This is a genomic window from Streptomyces sp. NPDC039609, from assembly GCF_055596705.1.
The window spans coordinates 168,261-184,910 of sequence record NZ_JBVIUJ010000010.1 but is presented as its reverse complement, the minus strand read 5'-3'; the positions used below and the strand labels follow the sequence as shown (position 1 = coordinate 184,910).

At 70.9% G+C, this 16,650-nt stretch carries 13 protein-coding genes; 8 read left to right on the top strand and 5 right to left on the bottom strand.

The features are described from left to right. Window positions 1-62: 62 nt before the first annotated feature. The 4 genes from uvrB (at window position 63) to ACZ561_RS28485 (ending at window position 6,254) form a co-directional block, all read left to right on the top strand. Complete coding sequence (uvrB, locus tag ACZ561_RS28500; RefSeq protein WP_471000095.1) at window positions 63-2,210, top strand: excinuclease ABC subunit UvrB; 2,148 nt, start codon at window positions 63-65, stop codon at window positions 2,208-2,210. A gap of 151 nt (window positions 2,211-2,361) precedes the next feature. Next, window positions 2,362-2,940 (top strand): TerD family protein, encoded by a 579-nt coding sequence (locus tag ACZ561_RS28495; protein ID WP_361432709.1) that lies wholly within the window; start codon window positions 2,362-2,364, stop codon window positions 2,938-2,940. 122 nt (window positions 2,941-3,062) lie between these two features. Next, window positions 3,063-5,000: a TerD family protein gene (locus ACZ561_RS28490; protein ID WP_471000093.1), complete on the top strand. Its 1,938-nt coding sequence runs from the start codon at window positions 3,063-3,065 to the stop codon at window positions 4,998-5,000. A gap of 231 nt (window positions 5,001-5,231) precedes the next feature. Then, entirely contained in the window at window positions 5,232-6,254 is a 1,023-nt protein-coding gene (locus tag ACZ561_RS28485) for a TerC family protein (protein WP_471000091.1), read from the top strand. Between the two features lie 75 nt (window positions 6,255-6,329). On the opposite strand, the gene ACZ561_RS28480 is transcribed toward ACZ561_RS28485, so the two are convergent. The 3 genes from ACZ561_RS28480 to ACZ561_RS28470 all read right to left on the bottom strand — a co-directional run bounded on the left by ACZ561_RS28480 (window position 6,330) and on the right by ACZ561_RS28470 (window position 9,347). Next, window positions 6,330-7,607 carry an MFS transporter gene (locus ACZ561_RS28480; RefSeq protein ID WP_471000089.1) on the bottom strand — a complete coding sequence of 426 codons (1,278 nt, stop codon included), beginning with the start codon at window positions 7,605-7,607 and terminating at the stop codon, window positions 6,330-6,332. A gap of 331 nt (window positions 7,608-7,938) precedes the next feature. Next, window positions 7,939-8,595: an MBL fold metallo-hydrolase gene (locus ACZ561_RS28475; protein WP_329121897.1), complete on the bottom strand. Its 657-nt coding sequence runs from the start codon at window positions 8,593-8,595 to the stop codon at window positions 7,939-7,941. 50 nt (window positions 8,596-8,645) lie between these two features. Continuing rightward, complete coding sequence (locus ACZ561_RS28470; protein WP_471000087.1) at window positions 8,646-9,347, bottom strand: maleylpyruvate isomerase family mycothiol-dependent enzyme; 702 nt, start codon at window positions 9,345-9,347, stop codon at window positions 8,646-8,648. Between the two features lie 189 nt (window positions 9,348-9,536). Between ACZ561_RS28470 and uvrA the strand changes: the two genes are divergently transcribed. Beyond that, entirely contained in the window at window positions 9,537-12,530 is a 2,994-nt protein-coding gene (gene uvrA / locus ACZ561_RS28465) for an excinuclease ABC subunit UvrA (protein ID WP_471000085.1), read from the top strand. A 121-nt stretch (window positions 12,531-12,651) separates the two neighbouring features. Here uvrA and ACZ561_RS28460 read toward each other — a convergent pair whose 3' ends face one another. Further along, window positions 12,652-13,545 carry a carbohydrate kinase family protein gene (locus ACZ561_RS28460; RefSeq protein ID WP_471000400.1) on the bottom strand — a complete coding sequence of 298 codons (894 nt, stop codon included), beginning with the start codon at window positions 13,543-13,545 and terminating at the stop codon, window positions 12,652-12,654. Between the two features lie 115 nt (window positions 13,546-13,660). Here ACZ561_RS28460 and ACZ561_RS28455 point away from each other — a divergent pair, with 115 nt between their 5' ends. Continuing rightward, window positions 13,661-14,086 (top strand): Rieske (2Fe-2S) protein, encoded by a 426-nt coding sequence (locus ACZ561_RS28455; protein WP_471000083.1) that lies wholly within the window; start codon window positions 13,661-13,663, stop codon window positions 14,084-14,086. Between the two features lie 11 nt (window positions 14,087-14,097). On the opposite strand, the gene ACZ561_RS28450 is transcribed toward ACZ561_RS28455, so the two are convergent. Continuing rightward, entirely contained in the window at window positions 14,098-15,027 is a 930-nt protein-coding gene (locus tag ACZ561_RS28450; protein WP_471000081.1) for a hypothetical protein, read from the bottom strand. Between the two features lie 238 nt (window positions 15,028-15,265). Here ACZ561_RS28450 and ACZ561_RS28445 point away from each other — a divergent pair, with 238 nt between their 5' ends. Then, window positions 15,266-15,880 (top strand): papain-like cysteine protease family protein, encoded by a 615-nt coding sequence (locus ACZ561_RS28445; protein WP_471000080.1) that lies wholly within the window; start codon window positions 15,266-15,268, stop codon window positions 15,878-15,880. A 5-nt stretch (window positions 15,881-15,885) separates the two neighbouring features. Then, the gene (locus ACZ561_RS28440; RefSeq protein WP_471000078.1) at window positions 15,886-16,650 is read left to right on the top strand and encodes a hypothetical protein; all 765 of its coding nucleotides are present in this window, start codon (window positions 15,886-15,888) and stop codon (window positions 16,648-16,650) included.

Here is a 16,650-nt window from a genome sequence, read left to right as displayed (position 1 = left end):
CGCCGGCCGGCCGCCGAGCCGTTCACGGTCCGACTGTCAGTGGGGGGTCGTACGGTGGTGACATGCGGCCCGTTTCCCAGATCGAACGTACGCTGGCGCCTTTCGAGGTCGTCAGCCCCTACCAGCCCAGTGGCGATCAGCCGACGGCCATCGCCGACCTCGAGCGGCGCATCCGCGCGGGCGAGAAGGACGTCGTCCTCCTCGGAGCCACCGGCACCGGCAAGTCGGCGACCACCGCCTGGATGATCGAGAAGCTCCAGCGCCCCACGCTGGTGATGGCACCGAACAAGACACTGGCCGCCCAGCTGGCGAACGAATTCCGCGAGCTCCTGCCGAACAACGCGGTCGAGTACTTCGTCTCGTACTACGACTACTACCAGCCCGAGGCGTACGTCCCGCAGTCGGACACCTACATCGAGAAGGACTCCTCGATCAACGAGGAGGTCGAGCGGCTGCGCCACTCCGCGACGAACTCCCTCCTCACCCGCCGCGACGTCGTCGTGGTCGCCTCCGTCTCCTGCATCTACGGCCTCGGCACGCCCCAGGAGTACGTGGACCGGATGGTCCCGCTCAAGGTCGGCGAGGAGATCGACCGCGACCAGCTGCTGCGCCGCTTCGTCGACATCCAGTACACCCGCAACGACGTGGCGTTCGCCCGGGGCACCTTCCGGGTCCGCGGCGACACCATCGAGATCTTCCCGGTCTACGAGGAGCTCGCGGTCCGCATCGAGATGTTCGGCGACGAGATCGAGGCGCTCTCCACGCTCCACCCCCTCACCGGCGAGGTCATCAGCGAGGACCGCGAGCTGTACGTCTTCCCCGCCAGTCACTACGTGGCGGGACCGGAGCGCATGGAGAAGGCGGTCAACGGCATCGAGCGCGAGCTCGAGAGCCGGCTCGCCGAGCTGGACAAGCAGGGCAAGATGCTGGAGTCCCAGCGCCTGCGGATGCGCACCACGTACGACATCGAGATGATGCGCCAGATCGGCTCCTGCTCCGGCATCGAGAACTACTCGATGCACTTCGACGACCGCGAGCCCGGCTCCGCGCCCAACACGCTCCTCGACTACTTCCCCGAGGACTTCCTCCTCGTCATCGACGAGTCGCACGTCACCGTTCCGCAGATCGGTGCCATGTACGAGGGCGACGCCTCCCGCAAGCGCACCCTGGTGGACCACGGCTTCCGGCTGCCCTCCGCGCTCGACAACCGCCCGCTGAAGTGGGAGGAGTTCCAGAAGCGGATCGGCCAGACGGTCTACCTCTCGGCCACCCCCGGCACGTACGAGCTGTCGCGCGGCGACGGCTTCGTCGAGCAGATCATCCGCCCCACCGGCCTGGTCGACCCCCAGGTCGTCGTCAAGCCCACCGAGGGGCAGATCGACGACCTGGTCCACGAGATCCGGCTGCGCACCGAGAAGGACGAGCGGGTGCTCGTCACCACGCTCACCAAGAAGATGTCCGAGGACCTCACCGACTACTTCCTGGAGCTCGGCATCCAGGTCCGCTATCTGCACAGCGACGTCGACACCCTGCGCCGTATCGAGCTGCTGCGCGAGCTGCGCGCCGGTGAGTACGACGTCCTGGTCGGCATCAACCTGCTCCGTGAGGGACTCGACCTGCCCGAGGTCTCGCTCGTCGCCATCCTCGACGCGGACAAGCAGGGCTTCCTGCGCTCCGGCACCTCGCTGATCCAGACCATCGGCCGCGCGGCGCGCAATGTCTCCGGCCAGGTCCACATGTACGCGGACACGATCACGCCGGCGATGGAGAAGGCCATCGACGAGACCAACCGACGGCGCGAGAAGCAGATCGCGTACAACACGGCCAACGGAATCGACCCGCAGCCGCTGCGCAAGAAGATCAACGACATCGTCGCCACGATCGCGCGCGAGGAGGTCGACACCGAGGAGCTGCTCGGCACCGGCTACCGCCACGAGAAGGACGCCAAGGGTGCCAAGGCGCCCGTTCCCTCGCTCGCCGCGCACTCCACCAAGGCCAGGGGCAAGGGTGGCAAGGCGGGCGCAGCGGGCTCGACGGTCCAGCTCGGCGACCGGCCGGCCACCGAACTGGCCGCGATCATCGAGGAGATGACCGATCGGATGCGGGCTGCGGCGGCGGAGCTGCAGTTCGAGGTGGCCGCGCGGTTGCGTGACGAGGTGGGCGAGTTGAAGAAGGAGTTGCGCCAGATGAGGGAGGCGGGGCTGGCCTGACGCCCGGGGGCCTTGAGCCTCCGGTGTGTTGCAAGACCGACACAAAACGCGACCGCGTCTGCTGCGTTGTCACTGCCCCTGCGTAGGGTGCTGGACAACCGCACGCACAACAAAGGGCGGCCGCGGGGATCGCTAGGAGAGGGGACAGCGCGTGACGGTCAACATGACCAAGGGTCAGGCCATCAGCCTGGAGAAGCAGGGCGGAGGCAGCCTGTCGTCCGTACGGATGGGGCTCGGCTGGCAGGCGGCGCCCCGTCGCGGTCTGTTCGGCTCGCGGACCCGCGAGGTCGACCTGGACGCCTCCGCGGTGCTCTTCGCCGACAAGCAGCCCGTGGACGTGGTCTTCTTCCGCCACCTCGTGAGTGACGACGGTTCGGTCCGGCACACCGGTGACAACCTGGTGGGCGGCGCCGGCCAGGGCGGCGACGACGAGTCGATCCTGGTCGACCTCCAGCGCGTCCCCGTCCACATCGACCAGATCGTCTTCACGGTGAACTCGTTCACCGGCCAGACGTTCCAGGAGGTGCAGAACGCGTTCTGCCGGATCGTCGACGAGACGAACGGCCAGGAGCTCGCGCGCTACACCCTGGACGGCGGCGGCCAGTACACCGCGCAGATCATGGCGAAGGTGCACCGGGCCGGCTCCGGCTGGCAGATGACCGCCCTGGGCAACCCGGCCAACGGCCGGACGTTCCAGGACCTCATGCCCGCGATCCTGCCGCACCTGTAGCAGGCACCGCAGGCGCACCCACAGCTCCCGGAGGCGGCAGGCCACCGGGAGCTGTCCCACATGATCCGCCATGATCCGCCCGTAGTCCGCACAGAACGAAGCAAGCCGAGGGGACAGAGTCGATGACGGCCGAGCTGGTCCGGGGGCAGAACCACCCCCTGCCCGACACCCGACTGGAGATCCGGGTCTCGGCCGGCCATCCGGTCGTCGCCGGCGCCACCCTCGGCGACGAGCGGGGCACGGTCCCCGGCGTCGAGTGGATCGCCCACCCGGGCTCGCCCTCGCTGCCCGGAGTGGAGGTCTCCCAGCAGGCCGCCGCCGACCACCGCCTCGCCGTGGACCTGGAGGCGCTGCCGGCCGCCGTGCACCGCGTCTCCGTCCTTCTGGCGCTCCCCGTCGGCGTCGGCGGCCCGGCCCGCTTCGGCACCGTCGCGGCCCCCTTCGTCGCCGTCACCGGCCTCGACGGCACGGAGATCGCCACCTACACGATCACCGGCCTCGACCGCGAATCCGCCGTCGTCGCCCTGGAGCTGTACCGCCGCCAGGGCGTCTGGAAGGTCCGCGCCATGGGCCAGGGTTACGAGGGCGGCCTGGCCGCGATGCTCGGCGACCAGGGTCTGGAGCGCCCCGCCGACCTGGCCGCGTCGATCCTGGAGGCCGTGGCCCGGGGCCTGGCCCGCTCGGTCTCGGCCCCGCCCCCGCGCGTCCCCGAGGCGGAGCGCGTGCGCCACGCCGCGCCCACGACCGGGTCGGACACGATGCCCGGGTCGGACCCGACGCGCGGACCCGACCCGACGCGCGCGACCGACCCCGCGCCGACCGTGCCGGTGACCCCGCCGCCCGCCCCCACCACGGGCGCCGGCGGCCCGATCAGCTACGCCCACCCCCGCCGTGCGACGCCGGACCCCGAACCGCAGCGGACCCCGCCCGTCCCCGTCGCGGGGGACGCCAGCGGCTGGTCCATGGACGAGCGGCTCTACAACCAGGTGTGGGGCATGTTCGAGGACCTGGCACGCAGCACCGCCGCGTACCGCAGCGCCTGCGACTTCGCGGAGTCCCGCCTCGACCAGGAGCTCGACCGCGCGCTCTCGGACCCGCGCAGCCGCATCGGCGGAGCGGGGGACGCCGCCCGCGAGGCAGCCCGCGCCAAGCACGACGAGCTCACCGCCCGCGCCCAGGAGGCCCTCGACCGGGACCTCGCCCAGCTCGTCGCCGAGTCCGAGGTCGTCGAACCGGCGCTGCCCGCCGCCTACGCCCGCTGGGACAACCCCGTCTGGCAGGCGTACCGCGTCCCCATGGAGGCGCCGATGGCGTTGCGCCTGGGCGACCTCCATCTGCCCGAGCGGACCGACCTGCGCATCCCGATGCTCGTCCGGCTCCCGCTGGAGCGCGGTCTCTGGGTGGACTCGGGGCGCGGTCACTCCGAGGCGGCCGGACTCCTCGACGGGGCCGAGCTGCGCCGGCTCGCCCTGGACACGGCGGTCGCGCACGCCGCCCGGCTCCTCGCCGTGTATCCGTCCGGAGAGTTCGCCGTCCATGTCGTCGACCCGGCGGGCTCCGGAGCCGCCGCGCTCGCCCCGCTCGTCGAGGCGGGTGTCCTGGCCGGGCCGCCCGCCGCCGGGGCGGCCGGGGTCTCCGCCGTCCTCGCACGGCTGACCGAGCGCGTCGACCTGGTCCAGATGGCGCTGCGGGCGGGAGCGCCCGACGCGCTGCCACCCGGCATGGACACCGCCGAGCAGCTCCTGATCGTCCACGACTTCCCGCACGGCTTCGACGACCGGGCGGTCACCCAGCTCCGCTACCTCGCGGACGAGGGCCCGGCCGTCGGCGTCCATCTCATGCTGGTGGCGGACCGCGAGGACGCCTCCGCGTACGGGCCGGTGCTCGACCCGCTGTGGCGTTCCCTGCTGCGGATCACGCCCGTGGCCGACGACCACCTCGCCGACCCGTGGGTCGGCCATGCCTGGACGTACGAGCCGCCCCGCTTCCCGCCCGGCAGCGCAGTGCTCCGTCAGGTCCTCGCCCAGGTGGCCGACGGCCGTCGCCAATGGGGTCGTTGACCTGCCTTCTTGGGACCTCTTTACCCTGCCCTTTACCTTCTCTTGGTTCTTCGGGTAGTCTTCTCGGCGCGGAGGGGAGTACTCCCCAAGCGCGGCGTTCCCGTCAATACGGACGGACCTCGAGTGGTCCGATCCCGGGGCGTCGGCCCGGCCCGTCGCAGACGGCCCGGGTGGAAGAGACCTCCGGCAGCGACGACGCTGATCAAGTAGCCGTACGACGCCGGAGGCGCAGTGGACGTTTCGACGACTCTCTGGGTGCTGACCATTCTCGGTCTGTCCGCCCTCATCGCGATCGACTTCTTCATCGGGCGCAAGCCTCATGACGTGTCGGTCAAGGAAGCCGGAATCTGGACAATCGTCTGGATCGTCCTGGCCGCGCTCTTCGGCCTGGGGCTGGCGATCTTCGGCAACGGCCAGGCGTCGGGTGAGTTCTTCGCCGGCTTCATCACCGAGAAGTCGCTCAGTGTCGACAATCTCTTCGTCTTCGTCCTGATCATGGCGAAGTTCTCGGTGCCCTCCCACCTCCAGCAGCGCGTGCTGCTCGTCGGTGTACTGATCGCCCTGGTCCTGCGAGCGATCTTCATCGCCGCCGGCGCCACGATCATCGCCAGCTTCTCCTGGGTCTTCTACATCTTCGGCGCGTTCCTGATCTACACCGCCTGGAAGCTCATCAAGGAGGCGCGCGCCGGCGAGGACGAGGACGACTGGGAGGAGAACCGTCTCCTCAAGTCGGTCGAGAAGAAGTTCGGCGTCGCGGACAAGTACCACGGCACGAAGCTCTTCATCAAGGTCAACGGCAAGCGGGTGCTGACGCCGCTGATGGTCGTCATGCTCGCCATCGGCACGACCGACGTGCTCTTCGCCCTCGACTCGATCCCGGCGATCTTCGGCCTGACCCAGGACCCGTACATCGTCTTCACCGCCAACGCCTTCGCCCTGATGGGTCTGCGTCAGCTGTACTTCCTGATCGGTGGCCTGCTCAAGAAGCTGGTCCACCTCAGCTACGGCCTGTCGGTGATCCTCGGCTTCATCGGTGTGAAGCTGGTGCTGCACGCACTGCACGAGTCCGGGGTGCACGTCCCCGAGATCTCCATCCCGGTCTCGCTCGCGGTCATCGGTGGCGTCCTGATCGTCACCACGATCACCAGCCTCATCGCCTCGAAGAAGCAGGCCGAGCGCGAGGCCGCCGAGGCGGCGTCCGAGGCCCCGGCCGTGAAGTCCGGCGAGGCCGAGAAGGACAGCGTCGACGCCTGACCGGGCCTCGGCACCAGAACGCACCGTGGCCGGTGCGGGCGGCACACCACCGCCCGCACCGGCCGCGGTGCGTTTCTACGCCGGAACCTTCTCCGGCGCCTCCGCCCGGGTCGGCAATGTCTCCGGGAGCAGCGCGAAGCACCCCAGGCTCACCAGCGCCACCACCGTCAGATACGCCGCCACACCCCAGGGCGGCCCCGAACCCCCGGCCAGGGTCGTCGCCAGGATCGGGGTCAGCGCCCCGCCCAGGACGCCCGCCAGGTTGTAGCCGACCGCCGCTCCCGTGCACCGCACCCTCGGCTCGTAGAGCTCGGGGAGGTACGCGGCGACCACCGCGAACATCGCGATGAAGGCGAGCAGAGCGCCCAGGAAGCCCAGGAACATCAACACCGGCCGCGCCGTGTGCAGTAACGCGACCATCGGGAACATCCACAGCGCGGAGGCCGCGCAGCCGGCCAGGCAGAGCGGACGGCGGCCGTACCGGTCGCCCAGCATCGCCGCCAGCGGTGTCGTGGCCCCCTTGATCGCCACCGCCGCCATGATGCAGACCAGCATGGTCGTACGGGCGACCCCGAGGCGCTCGGTGCCGTAGGCCAGGGCCCAGGTGGAGACCGTGTAGAACACCGCGTAGCCGACGGCGAGCGCGCCTGCGGTGAGCAGGACCAGCCGCCAGTGGTCGCGCATCACCTCGGCGAGCGGGGCGTTCGCCCGCTGCCCGGTCGCGCTGAGTTCCTGGAACTGTGGCGTCTCCGCGAGGGACGAACGCAGCAGAAGTCCGCCCACGGCCAACAGCCCGGCCGCCCAGAACGGAACGCGCCACCCCCACTCGCGGAACTGCGCGTCGGTCAGGGCGGCGGAGAGCGCCAGCATCACGCCGTTCGCGAGCAGGAAGCCGACCGACGGGCCGATCTGCGGGAAGCTCGCCCACAGCGCCCGACGCCGCTCCGGCGCGTGCTCGGCGGTGAGCAGGACGGCCCCGCCCCACTCGCCGCCCAGCCCGAGTCCCTGCAGAAAGCGCAGCACGAGGAGGAGTACGGGTGCGGTGATGCCGATGCTCGCGTACGTCGGGACAAGGCCGACCGCCACCGTCGCGCAGCCGGTGAGCACCAGCGAGGCGAACATGACCGGGCGCCGTCCGTAGCGGTCGCCGACGTGCCCGAAGAGTGCCGAGCCGAGTGGGCGCGAGACGAACCCGACGGCGAAGGTGCCGAACGCGGCCAGGGTCCCCGCGGCAGGGGAGAACGTCGGGAAGAAGAGCGGCCCGAGGACGAGCGCGGCGGCGGTCCCGTAGACGAAGAAGTCGAAGAACTCGATGGCCGTCCCGACGAGCGACGCGGCAGCGAGCCGCCCCATCGACGGGGCGGCGGGGCGAGCCGGGGAACCAGGGGGAGCCGGCGCGTCCGAGGAGCCCCGGGGGGCCGGCGGACCCGGAGAGTCCGGGGAATCCGGGGAGTCCGGGGATGCCGAAGAGGCCGGAGAGTCCGAGGGGCCTGAGGGGCTCGGACGAGCTGCGGAATCCGGGGAATCCGTGCGGGCCGTGGCGTCCGGGACCGACGACGGACGCGGAGAGTGACTGGGGCGCATGTCGCGCCAACTACCCGGCGTCCGCCCGAGTTACGGGGGCGTGCGGAAGCACACGGTCGTGGACCGCGCGCCTCCGCCGGTCAGGGCCGTCCGGGGCGCGTCACCAGCCGCGCGCGTGCCAGGTCGGGAGCTGCGGGCGCTCGTCACCGAGCGTGGTGTCCTTGCCGTGGCCGGGATAGATCCAGCTCTCGTCCGGGAGGACCGCGAAGAGCTTGGTCTCCACGTCGTGGATCAGGCTCGCGAAGGCCTTCGGGTCCTTCCAGGTGTTGCCCACCCCGCCGGGGAAGAGGCAGTCGCCGGTGAAGACGTGCGGGTGGCCGTGCGGGTCGTCGTAGATCAGCGCGATCGAGCCCGGCGTGTGTCCGACCAGATGGCGGGCGGTCATCTCGACCCGGCCGACCTTGATCGTGTCGCCGTCCTGCACCGGTACGTCGGTCGGCACGGGAATGCCCTCGGCGTCGTACGCCCCGGCGTACGTGCGCGCCCCGGTCGCGGCGACCACCTCGGCGAGCGCCTGCCAGTGGTCGCCGTGCTGATGGGTGGTGACGACGGACGCGATGCCGTCGTCACCGATCAGCGTGAGGAGCGTGTCGGCGTCGTTGGCCGCGTCGATCAGCAGCTGCTCGCCGGTCGCCCGGCAGCGCAGCAGATACGCGTTGTTGTCCATCGGACCGACCGCGACCTTGGAGATCATCAGGTCCGTCAGCTCGTGCACATCGGCGGGCCCGCCGACCTTCACCGCTCCGCTGTACGTCATGGGCTCAGCCTATCTCCGGGCATCGACAGGTGGAGGCCCAACAGCCGGGACTACAACGGCGGAAGCTCCGGGAGGTGGTCGCCCGTGAGGACGGCGAGGTGGGCACCCTTGTCGCCGCGGCCGGACAGCCAGCCGAGGAGTTCGGCACGCCCGCCCCCGAGGACGACGGGGTCGCCCTTGTCGCCGCCGGTCCGCCAGCTGGGGCTCTCGTCGTCGTACCCGAGGCGGAGCGTCACCGGCGGGACCTCGGTCCGTCCCGACCAGCGGTCGGCGAGGAAGTCGATCTCCCGCAGGACGAACTCCTCCGGCAGGTCCGCCAGCTCGTAGCCGATGCCGAGGTCGACATGGTGCAGGGCCACCTCGACCCAGCGGCGGAAGGGGATGCGGGCCGCCCGGTCCGTGACGCCATTGCGCAGCTCCACGGTGCGCTCCCAGTCGGCGGGCTCGGCGCCCACGGCCTGGAAGCGCTCGGCGCTGTCGCGCACGTCGGCGAGCTGGACGTCGAGCGGGCGCGGGGCGTCGCGCTCGATGTCGGCGTCGCGGGTCGCGCCGTCCGCGTACATGGGCCGGCCCTGGAGAACGTTCACCAGGGCGTCGGCGTTGCGGGCGATGTGGGCCAGAACATGGCCACGGGTCCAGCCGGGAAGCCGTGACGGCTCGGCCAGCGCCGCGTTGTCCAGGGAGGCGGCTGCGTCGAGGAGTCGCTCGGTCGCTTCGCGTACAGAGGCCAGGTCACGCACATGGTCGATCATGGCGCCGACCCTAGCGCCGCCACTCGATCGGGTGAAGCGGTGAGACCGAGGCCGGAAATCGAATGTGCGTGCTATAGGCTCGACGGAAGTATCCGGCATCCTTGGTTGTTGGGTACTCAGGCACATTCAGGCATATCTGCGACCCGCACTCCCTGTGCCTCCGCTCTCTCAAGAAAGGTGCGGACCGGCGTGGCCGACCGTCTCATCGTTCGTGGCGCTCGCGAGCACAACCTCAAGAACGTCTCGCTCGACCTCCCGCGTGACTCCCTCATCGTCTTCACCGGGCTGTCCGGGTCGGGCAAGTCCTCCCTCGCGTTCGACACGATCTTCGCCGAGGGACAGCGCCGGTACGTCGAGTCGCTCTCGTCGTACGCCCGGCAGTTCCTCGGCCAGATGGACAAGCCGGACGTCGACTTCATCGAGGGTCTCTCGCCCGCCGTCTCCATCGACCAGAAGTCGACCTCGCGCAACCCGCGCTCGACGGTCGGCACGATCACCGAGGTCTACGACTACCTCCGCCTGCTCTTCGCCCGCATCGGCAAGCCGCACTGTCCCGAGTGCCGCCGCCCGATCTCCCGCCAGTCGCCGCAGGCCATCGTCGACAAGGTCCTGGAGCTCCCCGAGGGGAGCCGCTTCCAGGTCCTCTCGCCGCTGGTGCGCGAGCGCAAGGGCGAGTTCGTCGATCTCTTCGCCGACCTCCAGACCAAGGGCTACAGCCGGGCGCGGGTGGACGGGCAGACCATCCAGCTCAGCGAACCGCCGACCCTGAAGAAGCAGGAGAAGCACACGATCGAGGTGGTCGTCGACCGCCTCACCGTGAAGGACAGCGCCAAGCGCCGGCTCACCGACTCCGTCGAGACGGCCCTCGGGCTCTCCGGCGGCATGGTCGTGCTCGACTTCGTCGACCTCGCCGAGGACGACCCCGAGCGCGAGCGGATGTACTCGGAGCACCTCTACTGCCCGTACGACGACCTGTCCTTCGAGGAGCTGGAGCCCCGTTCCTTCTCCTTCAACTCGCCCTTCGGCGCCTGCCCGGACTGCACCGGCATCGGCACCCGCATGGAGGTCGACCCCGAGCTGATCGTCCCCGACGAGGACAAGTCCCTCGACGAGGGTGCGATCCACCCCTGGTCGCACGGCCACACCAAGGAGTACTTCGGCCGGCTCATCGGCGGACTCTCCCAGGCGCTCGGCTTCCGTACGGACATGCCGTACGCCGGCCTCCCGGCACGGGCCAAGAAGGCCCTGATGCACGGCCACAAGACCCAGGTCGAGGTCCGCTACCGCAACCGGTACGGACGCGAGCGGGCGTACACCACCCCGGCCTTCGAGGGTGCCGTCTCCTTCGTCAAGCGGCGGCACAGCGAGGCCGAGAGCGACTCCAGCCGCGAGCGCTTCGAGGGCTATATGCGCGAGGTGCCCTGCCCCACGTGCGAGGGCACCCGTCTGAAGCCGATCGTCCTCGCGGTCACGGTCATGGAGCGGTCCATCGCCGAGGTCTCGGCGATGTCGATCAGCGAGTGCGCCGAGTTCCTGGGCCGTCTGAAGCTCAACGCCCGCGACAAGAAGATCGCCGAGCGGGTCCTCAAGGAGGTCAACGAGCGGCTGAGGTTCCTCGTCGACGTCGGCCTCGACTACCTCTCGCTCAACCGTGCCGCCGGCACGCTCTCGGGCGGTGAGGCCCAGCGCATCCGGCTCGCCACGCAGATCGGCTCCGGTCTGGTCGGCGTGCTGTACGTCCTGGACGAGCCGTCCATCGGCCTGCACCAGCGCGACAACCACCGTCTCATCGAGACGCTGGTCCGGCTGCGGGACATGGGCAACACGCTCATCGTCGTCGAGCACGACGAGGACACCATCAAGGTCGCCGACTGGGTCGTCGACATCGGCCCCGGCGCCGGCGAGCACGGCGGCAAGGTCGTCCACTCCGGTCCCCTCGCCGAGCTGCTCACCAACAAGGAGTCGATGACCGGGCAGTACCTCTCGGGCCGCAGGGCCATCGGGATGCCGGACATCCGCCGCCCCGTGGACCCCTCGCGCCGGCTCACCGTGCACGGCGCCCGCGAGAACAACCTCCGGGACATCGACGTCTCCTTCCCGCTTGGCGTGCTCACCGCCGTCACCGGCGTCTCCGGCTCGGGCAAGTCGACGCTGGTCAACGACATCCTGTACACCCACCTGGCACGTGAGCTGAACGGCGCCAAGTCGGTGCCCGGGCGGCACACGCGCGTGGACGGCGACGACCTCGTCGACAAGGTCGTGCACGTCGACCAGTCACCGATCGGCCGCACCCCGCGGTCGAACCCGGCGACCTACACCGGAGTCTTCGACCACGTACGCAAGCTCTTCGCCGAGACGATGGAGGCGAAGGTCCGCGGCTATCTGCCGGGCCGGTTCTCCTTCAACGTCAAGGGCGGCCGCTGCGAGAACTGCTCCGGCGACGGCACGATCAAGATCGAGATGAACTTCCTCCCGGACGTCTACGTCCCGTGCGAGGTCTGCCACGGCGCCCGGTACAACCGGGAGACCCTGGAGGTCCACTACAAGGGCAAGTCCATCGCCGAGGTCCTGGACATGCCGATCGAGGAGGCCCTGGACTTCTTCGAGGCCGTCCCGACGATCGCGCGCCATCTGCGCACGCTCAACGAGGTCGGTCTCGGGTACGTAAGGCTCGGCCAGTCCGCGCCGACGCTCTCGGGCGGTGAGGCGCAGCGCGTGAAGCTCGCCTCCGAGCTCCAGAAGCGATCGACCGGCCGCACGGTGTACGTCCTGGACGAGCCGACCACCGGTCTGCACTTCGAGGACATCTCGAAGCTGATCACGGTCCTGTCGGGCCTCGTCGACAAGGGCAACTCGGTGATCGTCATCGAGCACAACCTCGATGTCATCAAGACCGCGGACTGGGTCATCGACATGGGCCCGGAGGGCGGCAGCGGCGGTGGTCTGGTGATCGCCGAGGGCACGCCGGAGGAGGTCGCGTCGGTCTCGACGAGCCACACCGGCAAGTTCCTCCGGGAGATCCTCGGCGCGGACCGCGTCAGCGACGCGACGGTGCCCGCGGCGCGGAAGGCGTCCGGCTCGGCGAAGAAGGCACCTGCCAAGAAGGCCACCGCGAAGACGTCCGCGGCCACGGTCAAGAAGGCGCCCGCCAAGAAGACGGTGGCGCGGGCACGCAAGGCATGACGCAGTGGGGCCGGGGTCGCTGAGGCTGCCCCGGCCCACCGGCCCGTACGGGTACGACTCCGTCCAAGGGCCGGTCGTCCGGTCCACGCCGTGCACGACCGCCCCCGTCGCCGCCCTGCCGTCAGTCCGTCAGCTCGCTCGCGTACGGCGGCTCCGCGCCCGGGCGGGTGCAGGTCAGGGCCGCCGCCCTCGCCGCGTACGACAGGAGGGCGGACCAGGCGTCCGCGTCCAGGGAGTGGACCGGGCGGTCTCCCAGGCCGTGGAGCAGGGCCGCGTTCACCGTGTCACCCGCGCCGATCGTGTCCGCGACCTTCACACGGACCGCCGGAACCGACACCTCGGACGACGGGGTGAAGACCGTCAGCCCCGCCCCGCCACGGGTCACGACCACCGCCGACGGTCCCCGGTCCAGCCACTCGGCCGGCGAGCCGCCCAGCCAGGCGGCATCCTCCTCCGAGAGCTTCAGAAGCGAGACGTACGGCAGCCAGCCCGCGAAGCGCTCACGGTACGCGGCGGCGTCCGGGATCAGGCCCGGGCGGATGTTGGGGTCGAGGAGCGTCAGGGCGCCGCGCTCCGCCTCCCGCCGCAGCAGCGCCTCGTACGCGCTCGCACCCGGCTCCAGGGCCAGTGAACAGGTGCCGAACGCCACCGCCCGCACCCCCTCGGGAAGCCGCTCCGGCACGGCGAAGAGCCGGTCGGCCGTTCCCTCGACATAGAAGCCGTACTCCGCCGAGCCGTCCGCGCCCACCGAGGCGACCGCGAGCGTCGTCGGCTCCGGGCCGCGCTGCACCAGCCGGTCCGAGACCCCCGCCGCCCGCAACCCGTCCACCAGGGCCTCCCCGAAGGCGTCCGTGGAGACGCGCGAGCAGAACGTCACCTCCGCGCCCAGCCTGCCGAGCGCCACGGCCGTGTTGTACGGGCCCCCGCCCGGCCTGGGCGTCAGCGCGGACAGCGCAGTGACGGCGGACCCCTCGGGGACCAGATCGATCAGGGACTCACCGGCGACGACGATCACGCCGTGAACGTAACCCATGCCCCACAGGCCACGACAACCCCCGCGAAGGGGCGCAGGGATCCGCCGGTATCGTCGGTTCGGTCACCCCTTGCCCCGATCCCACCGTGGAGCGCTCATGCCCGGCCAGTCCACCCGCCGCACCGTACTGAAGGGTGCCGCGCTCGCCGGGGCCGCCGGGCTGGGTGTCGCCGCCTGCTCCACGGATTCCAAGCTCGGGCACGCCCAGGTCCCGACCCCGACCGCACCGGTCACCCTCGGAGCGCCCGACGAGGTGCCCGTCGGCGGCGCCAAGCTCTACCGCGAGCAGCGGGTCCTGGTGAGCTGCCCGGCCAAGGGCCAGTACAAGGCGTTCAGCGCCCAGTGCACCCACGCCGGCTGCGTCCTCGACAAGATCGAGAACAACGAGGGCAACTGCCCCTGCCACGGCAGCCGCTTCGACGTGACCACCGGCAAGGCCCTCCAGGGCCCGGCGACGGTCCCGCTCCCCGAGGTCCCGGTCCGCGTCGAGGGCGGCAAGCTGGTGGCGGGCCCCGAGGCCTGAGGCCCCGCCGCCTACGTCCAGTCCCAGTCGATCCCCAGGATCCCCGGCCGTACCCCCTGCTCCACCAGATGCACCGTGCGGTGCCGCCCGGTCAGCGTCAGCTCCGACCGGCCACCGCGCGGCGCACCGGCCGAGACCTGCGCGAAGCGCCGGCACCGCACCGGCAGCGCGGCCTCGTCGAACCGCACCTGAAGCACGTACTGCCCGCCGGCGAAGCTGAACCCCCGGACGTACTCCCCGCTCGGACCGCCCGTCCCGTCCTCGAAGCCGTACCCGAAGAGGTACGTGTCCCCGGCCCGCAGCCGCGCGTCGAAGAGCAGCTCCGCGACCAGCACCCCCGTCTCCCGGTGCCACCGCACCCGCCCCGTGCGGCAGTTGTCGGTCGCCCGCACCACCACCCGCGAGGGATCGCAGCCCGGATCGCCGTGGTGGATGGCGAGATAGCGGTCGATCCCGTCCCGGTGGGCCCGCACCACATGCTGGGAGTCGCGCCCCACCAGCTCCCTCCCCGCCCCGATCCGTACCCGCTCGTGGTGGCCGACCGTGTGCAGCCCGCCGTCCACCGGCGACTCCAGCTCGGTGAGCAGCGCCTCCACGGCCCCCGACGCCTCCACCAGCGAGCGGTACGAGCGGCCCGTCGGCCGCTCCACGTCACCGCGCGCCCCGGCGTCCTCGGTCAGCAGCCGGACCAGTGAGTTGCCCGGCAGCTGAAGGACCTCCTCCAGCGCGCGCACGGCCTTCAACGACTCGGGCCGCTGCGGGCGGCGGGCGCCCTGCTGCCAGTAACTGAGGCTGGTCACCCCGACCTTGATCCCCCGATGGGCGAGATGGTGCTGCACCCGCTGGAGCGGCAGACCCCGCACCGCGAACGCCGTGCGGAGCGCCAGATGGAACGGTCCGGTGTGCAGCAATTGCGCCAGATCGGCCTCGGTGTGCCCCACGGGGACTCCTCAGTGAACGTTCACGACGAAGGGGGCGGGCCACCGCGCCGCCGGGGGCAGGGCCGCAGGTGACGGGGAGGCGCGTGTTCACATCCGGGGTCACACCGTTCACAGGCCGCCGTCACCCCGCATTGAAGCGTGTTGACCCGTTCCGGACAACGCTCGATGCTCCTGACAAGCGTCCGGACGCGGTCCTCCGACTCCCCACATCCCCACCCCCCACCTCGGGAGGAACGCGATGCGCAGTAGAAAGCTGTCCATGGCGGCACTCGCCGCTGCCGCCCTCTTCCTGCTCCCCATGTCGTCGGCGACCGCCGCGCCGACGAGCGAGGACGTCTCCACCCAAGCCGCCCAAGGGACCCAGGCGACCCTCGCGTACAAGCGACTGAACATCACCATGCAGGCGCAGCAGAAGACCAACTGGTGCTGGGCCGCCGCCAGCAACACCATCGCGACATGGTTCGGCAGGAACTACAGCCAGAACCAGTTCTGCAACGCCGCCTTCAACCGTCAGCAGGGCTACGACTGCCCCAACAACCAGGCCACCCTCGGCAATGTGCAGACAGGCCTGCGCTGGGCGGGCATCAACCCCGGCTCGTACGTGACGGGCTGGCTGCGCTGGTCGACCGTGCAGAGCGAGATCGACGCCGACCGCCCCATCGAGACACGGATCCAGTGGTCGAGCGGCGGTGGACACATGCATGTGATCTACGGGTACGACGACGCGAACAGCTGGGTCTACTGGGGCGATCCCTGGCCCTCCAGCGACCGCTACAACTGGGCCTCGCACGCCTGGTACGTCGACAACGGCTCGTTCTCCTGGACGCACTCGCTCTACCGGATAGGGGCGTGACGACGATGAACGTACGCGCACGCGCGATCCGCGCCGGGATTCTGTCCGCCGTCGCCCTCGGCGGCCTCGGTGCCGTACCGGCCGCCGCGGCCGATGCGCCGCCTTCCGCGGCGACCCCGGAGAAGGCGGCCTCCGCGCCCGCGACGCTGGACACGCTCTCCCGGTTCTTCGCCCGCGACGGCGCCGTCGCCCGCTCGGCGGCGCAGCCCCGGATCGAGGGCGCTTCCGTACCGGTGCGGGTGCTGTCCCCGGACTTCGTGGCGGGGAAGACGGGAGCTCCCGTCGCCCGCGTCGAGTTCCATGCCAGCAAGGCGGTCGCCTCGGACGGACAGACGGCCTCGCTGTGGACGGTGCGGCAGGCCGGTGGCTGGCAGGTGGTGAACATCGCCACCGGCGACGACGAGATCCGCTACGCGGCGCAGGGTGCGCGGGCGCTGCCGGGCGGGGTCGTGTTCCGCGAGCCGCAGATCGACGCCTGGTACGTCCAGAAGGGCGCGAAGGTGCTTCCGCTGGACGAGGACGCGATACGCGCGGTCGGGAAGAACGGGACGAGTCTGGCGGCGTACCGGGACCGGGTCGTGAAGGCGTACGGGGACAAGCTGCCGGCGTCCGCCTACGCCCGGAAGGGCGCGGCCGGTGGTTACGCGACGGAGGCTCCCGCCCACGAGGAGCCTCTCGTCACGGCCGTCGCCGCCACAGCGGGCGGGGGCGCGGTACTGGCCCTGGGCCTGATCGGGGCACGGGCCCGGCGCCGCCGGCACCCGGCCTGA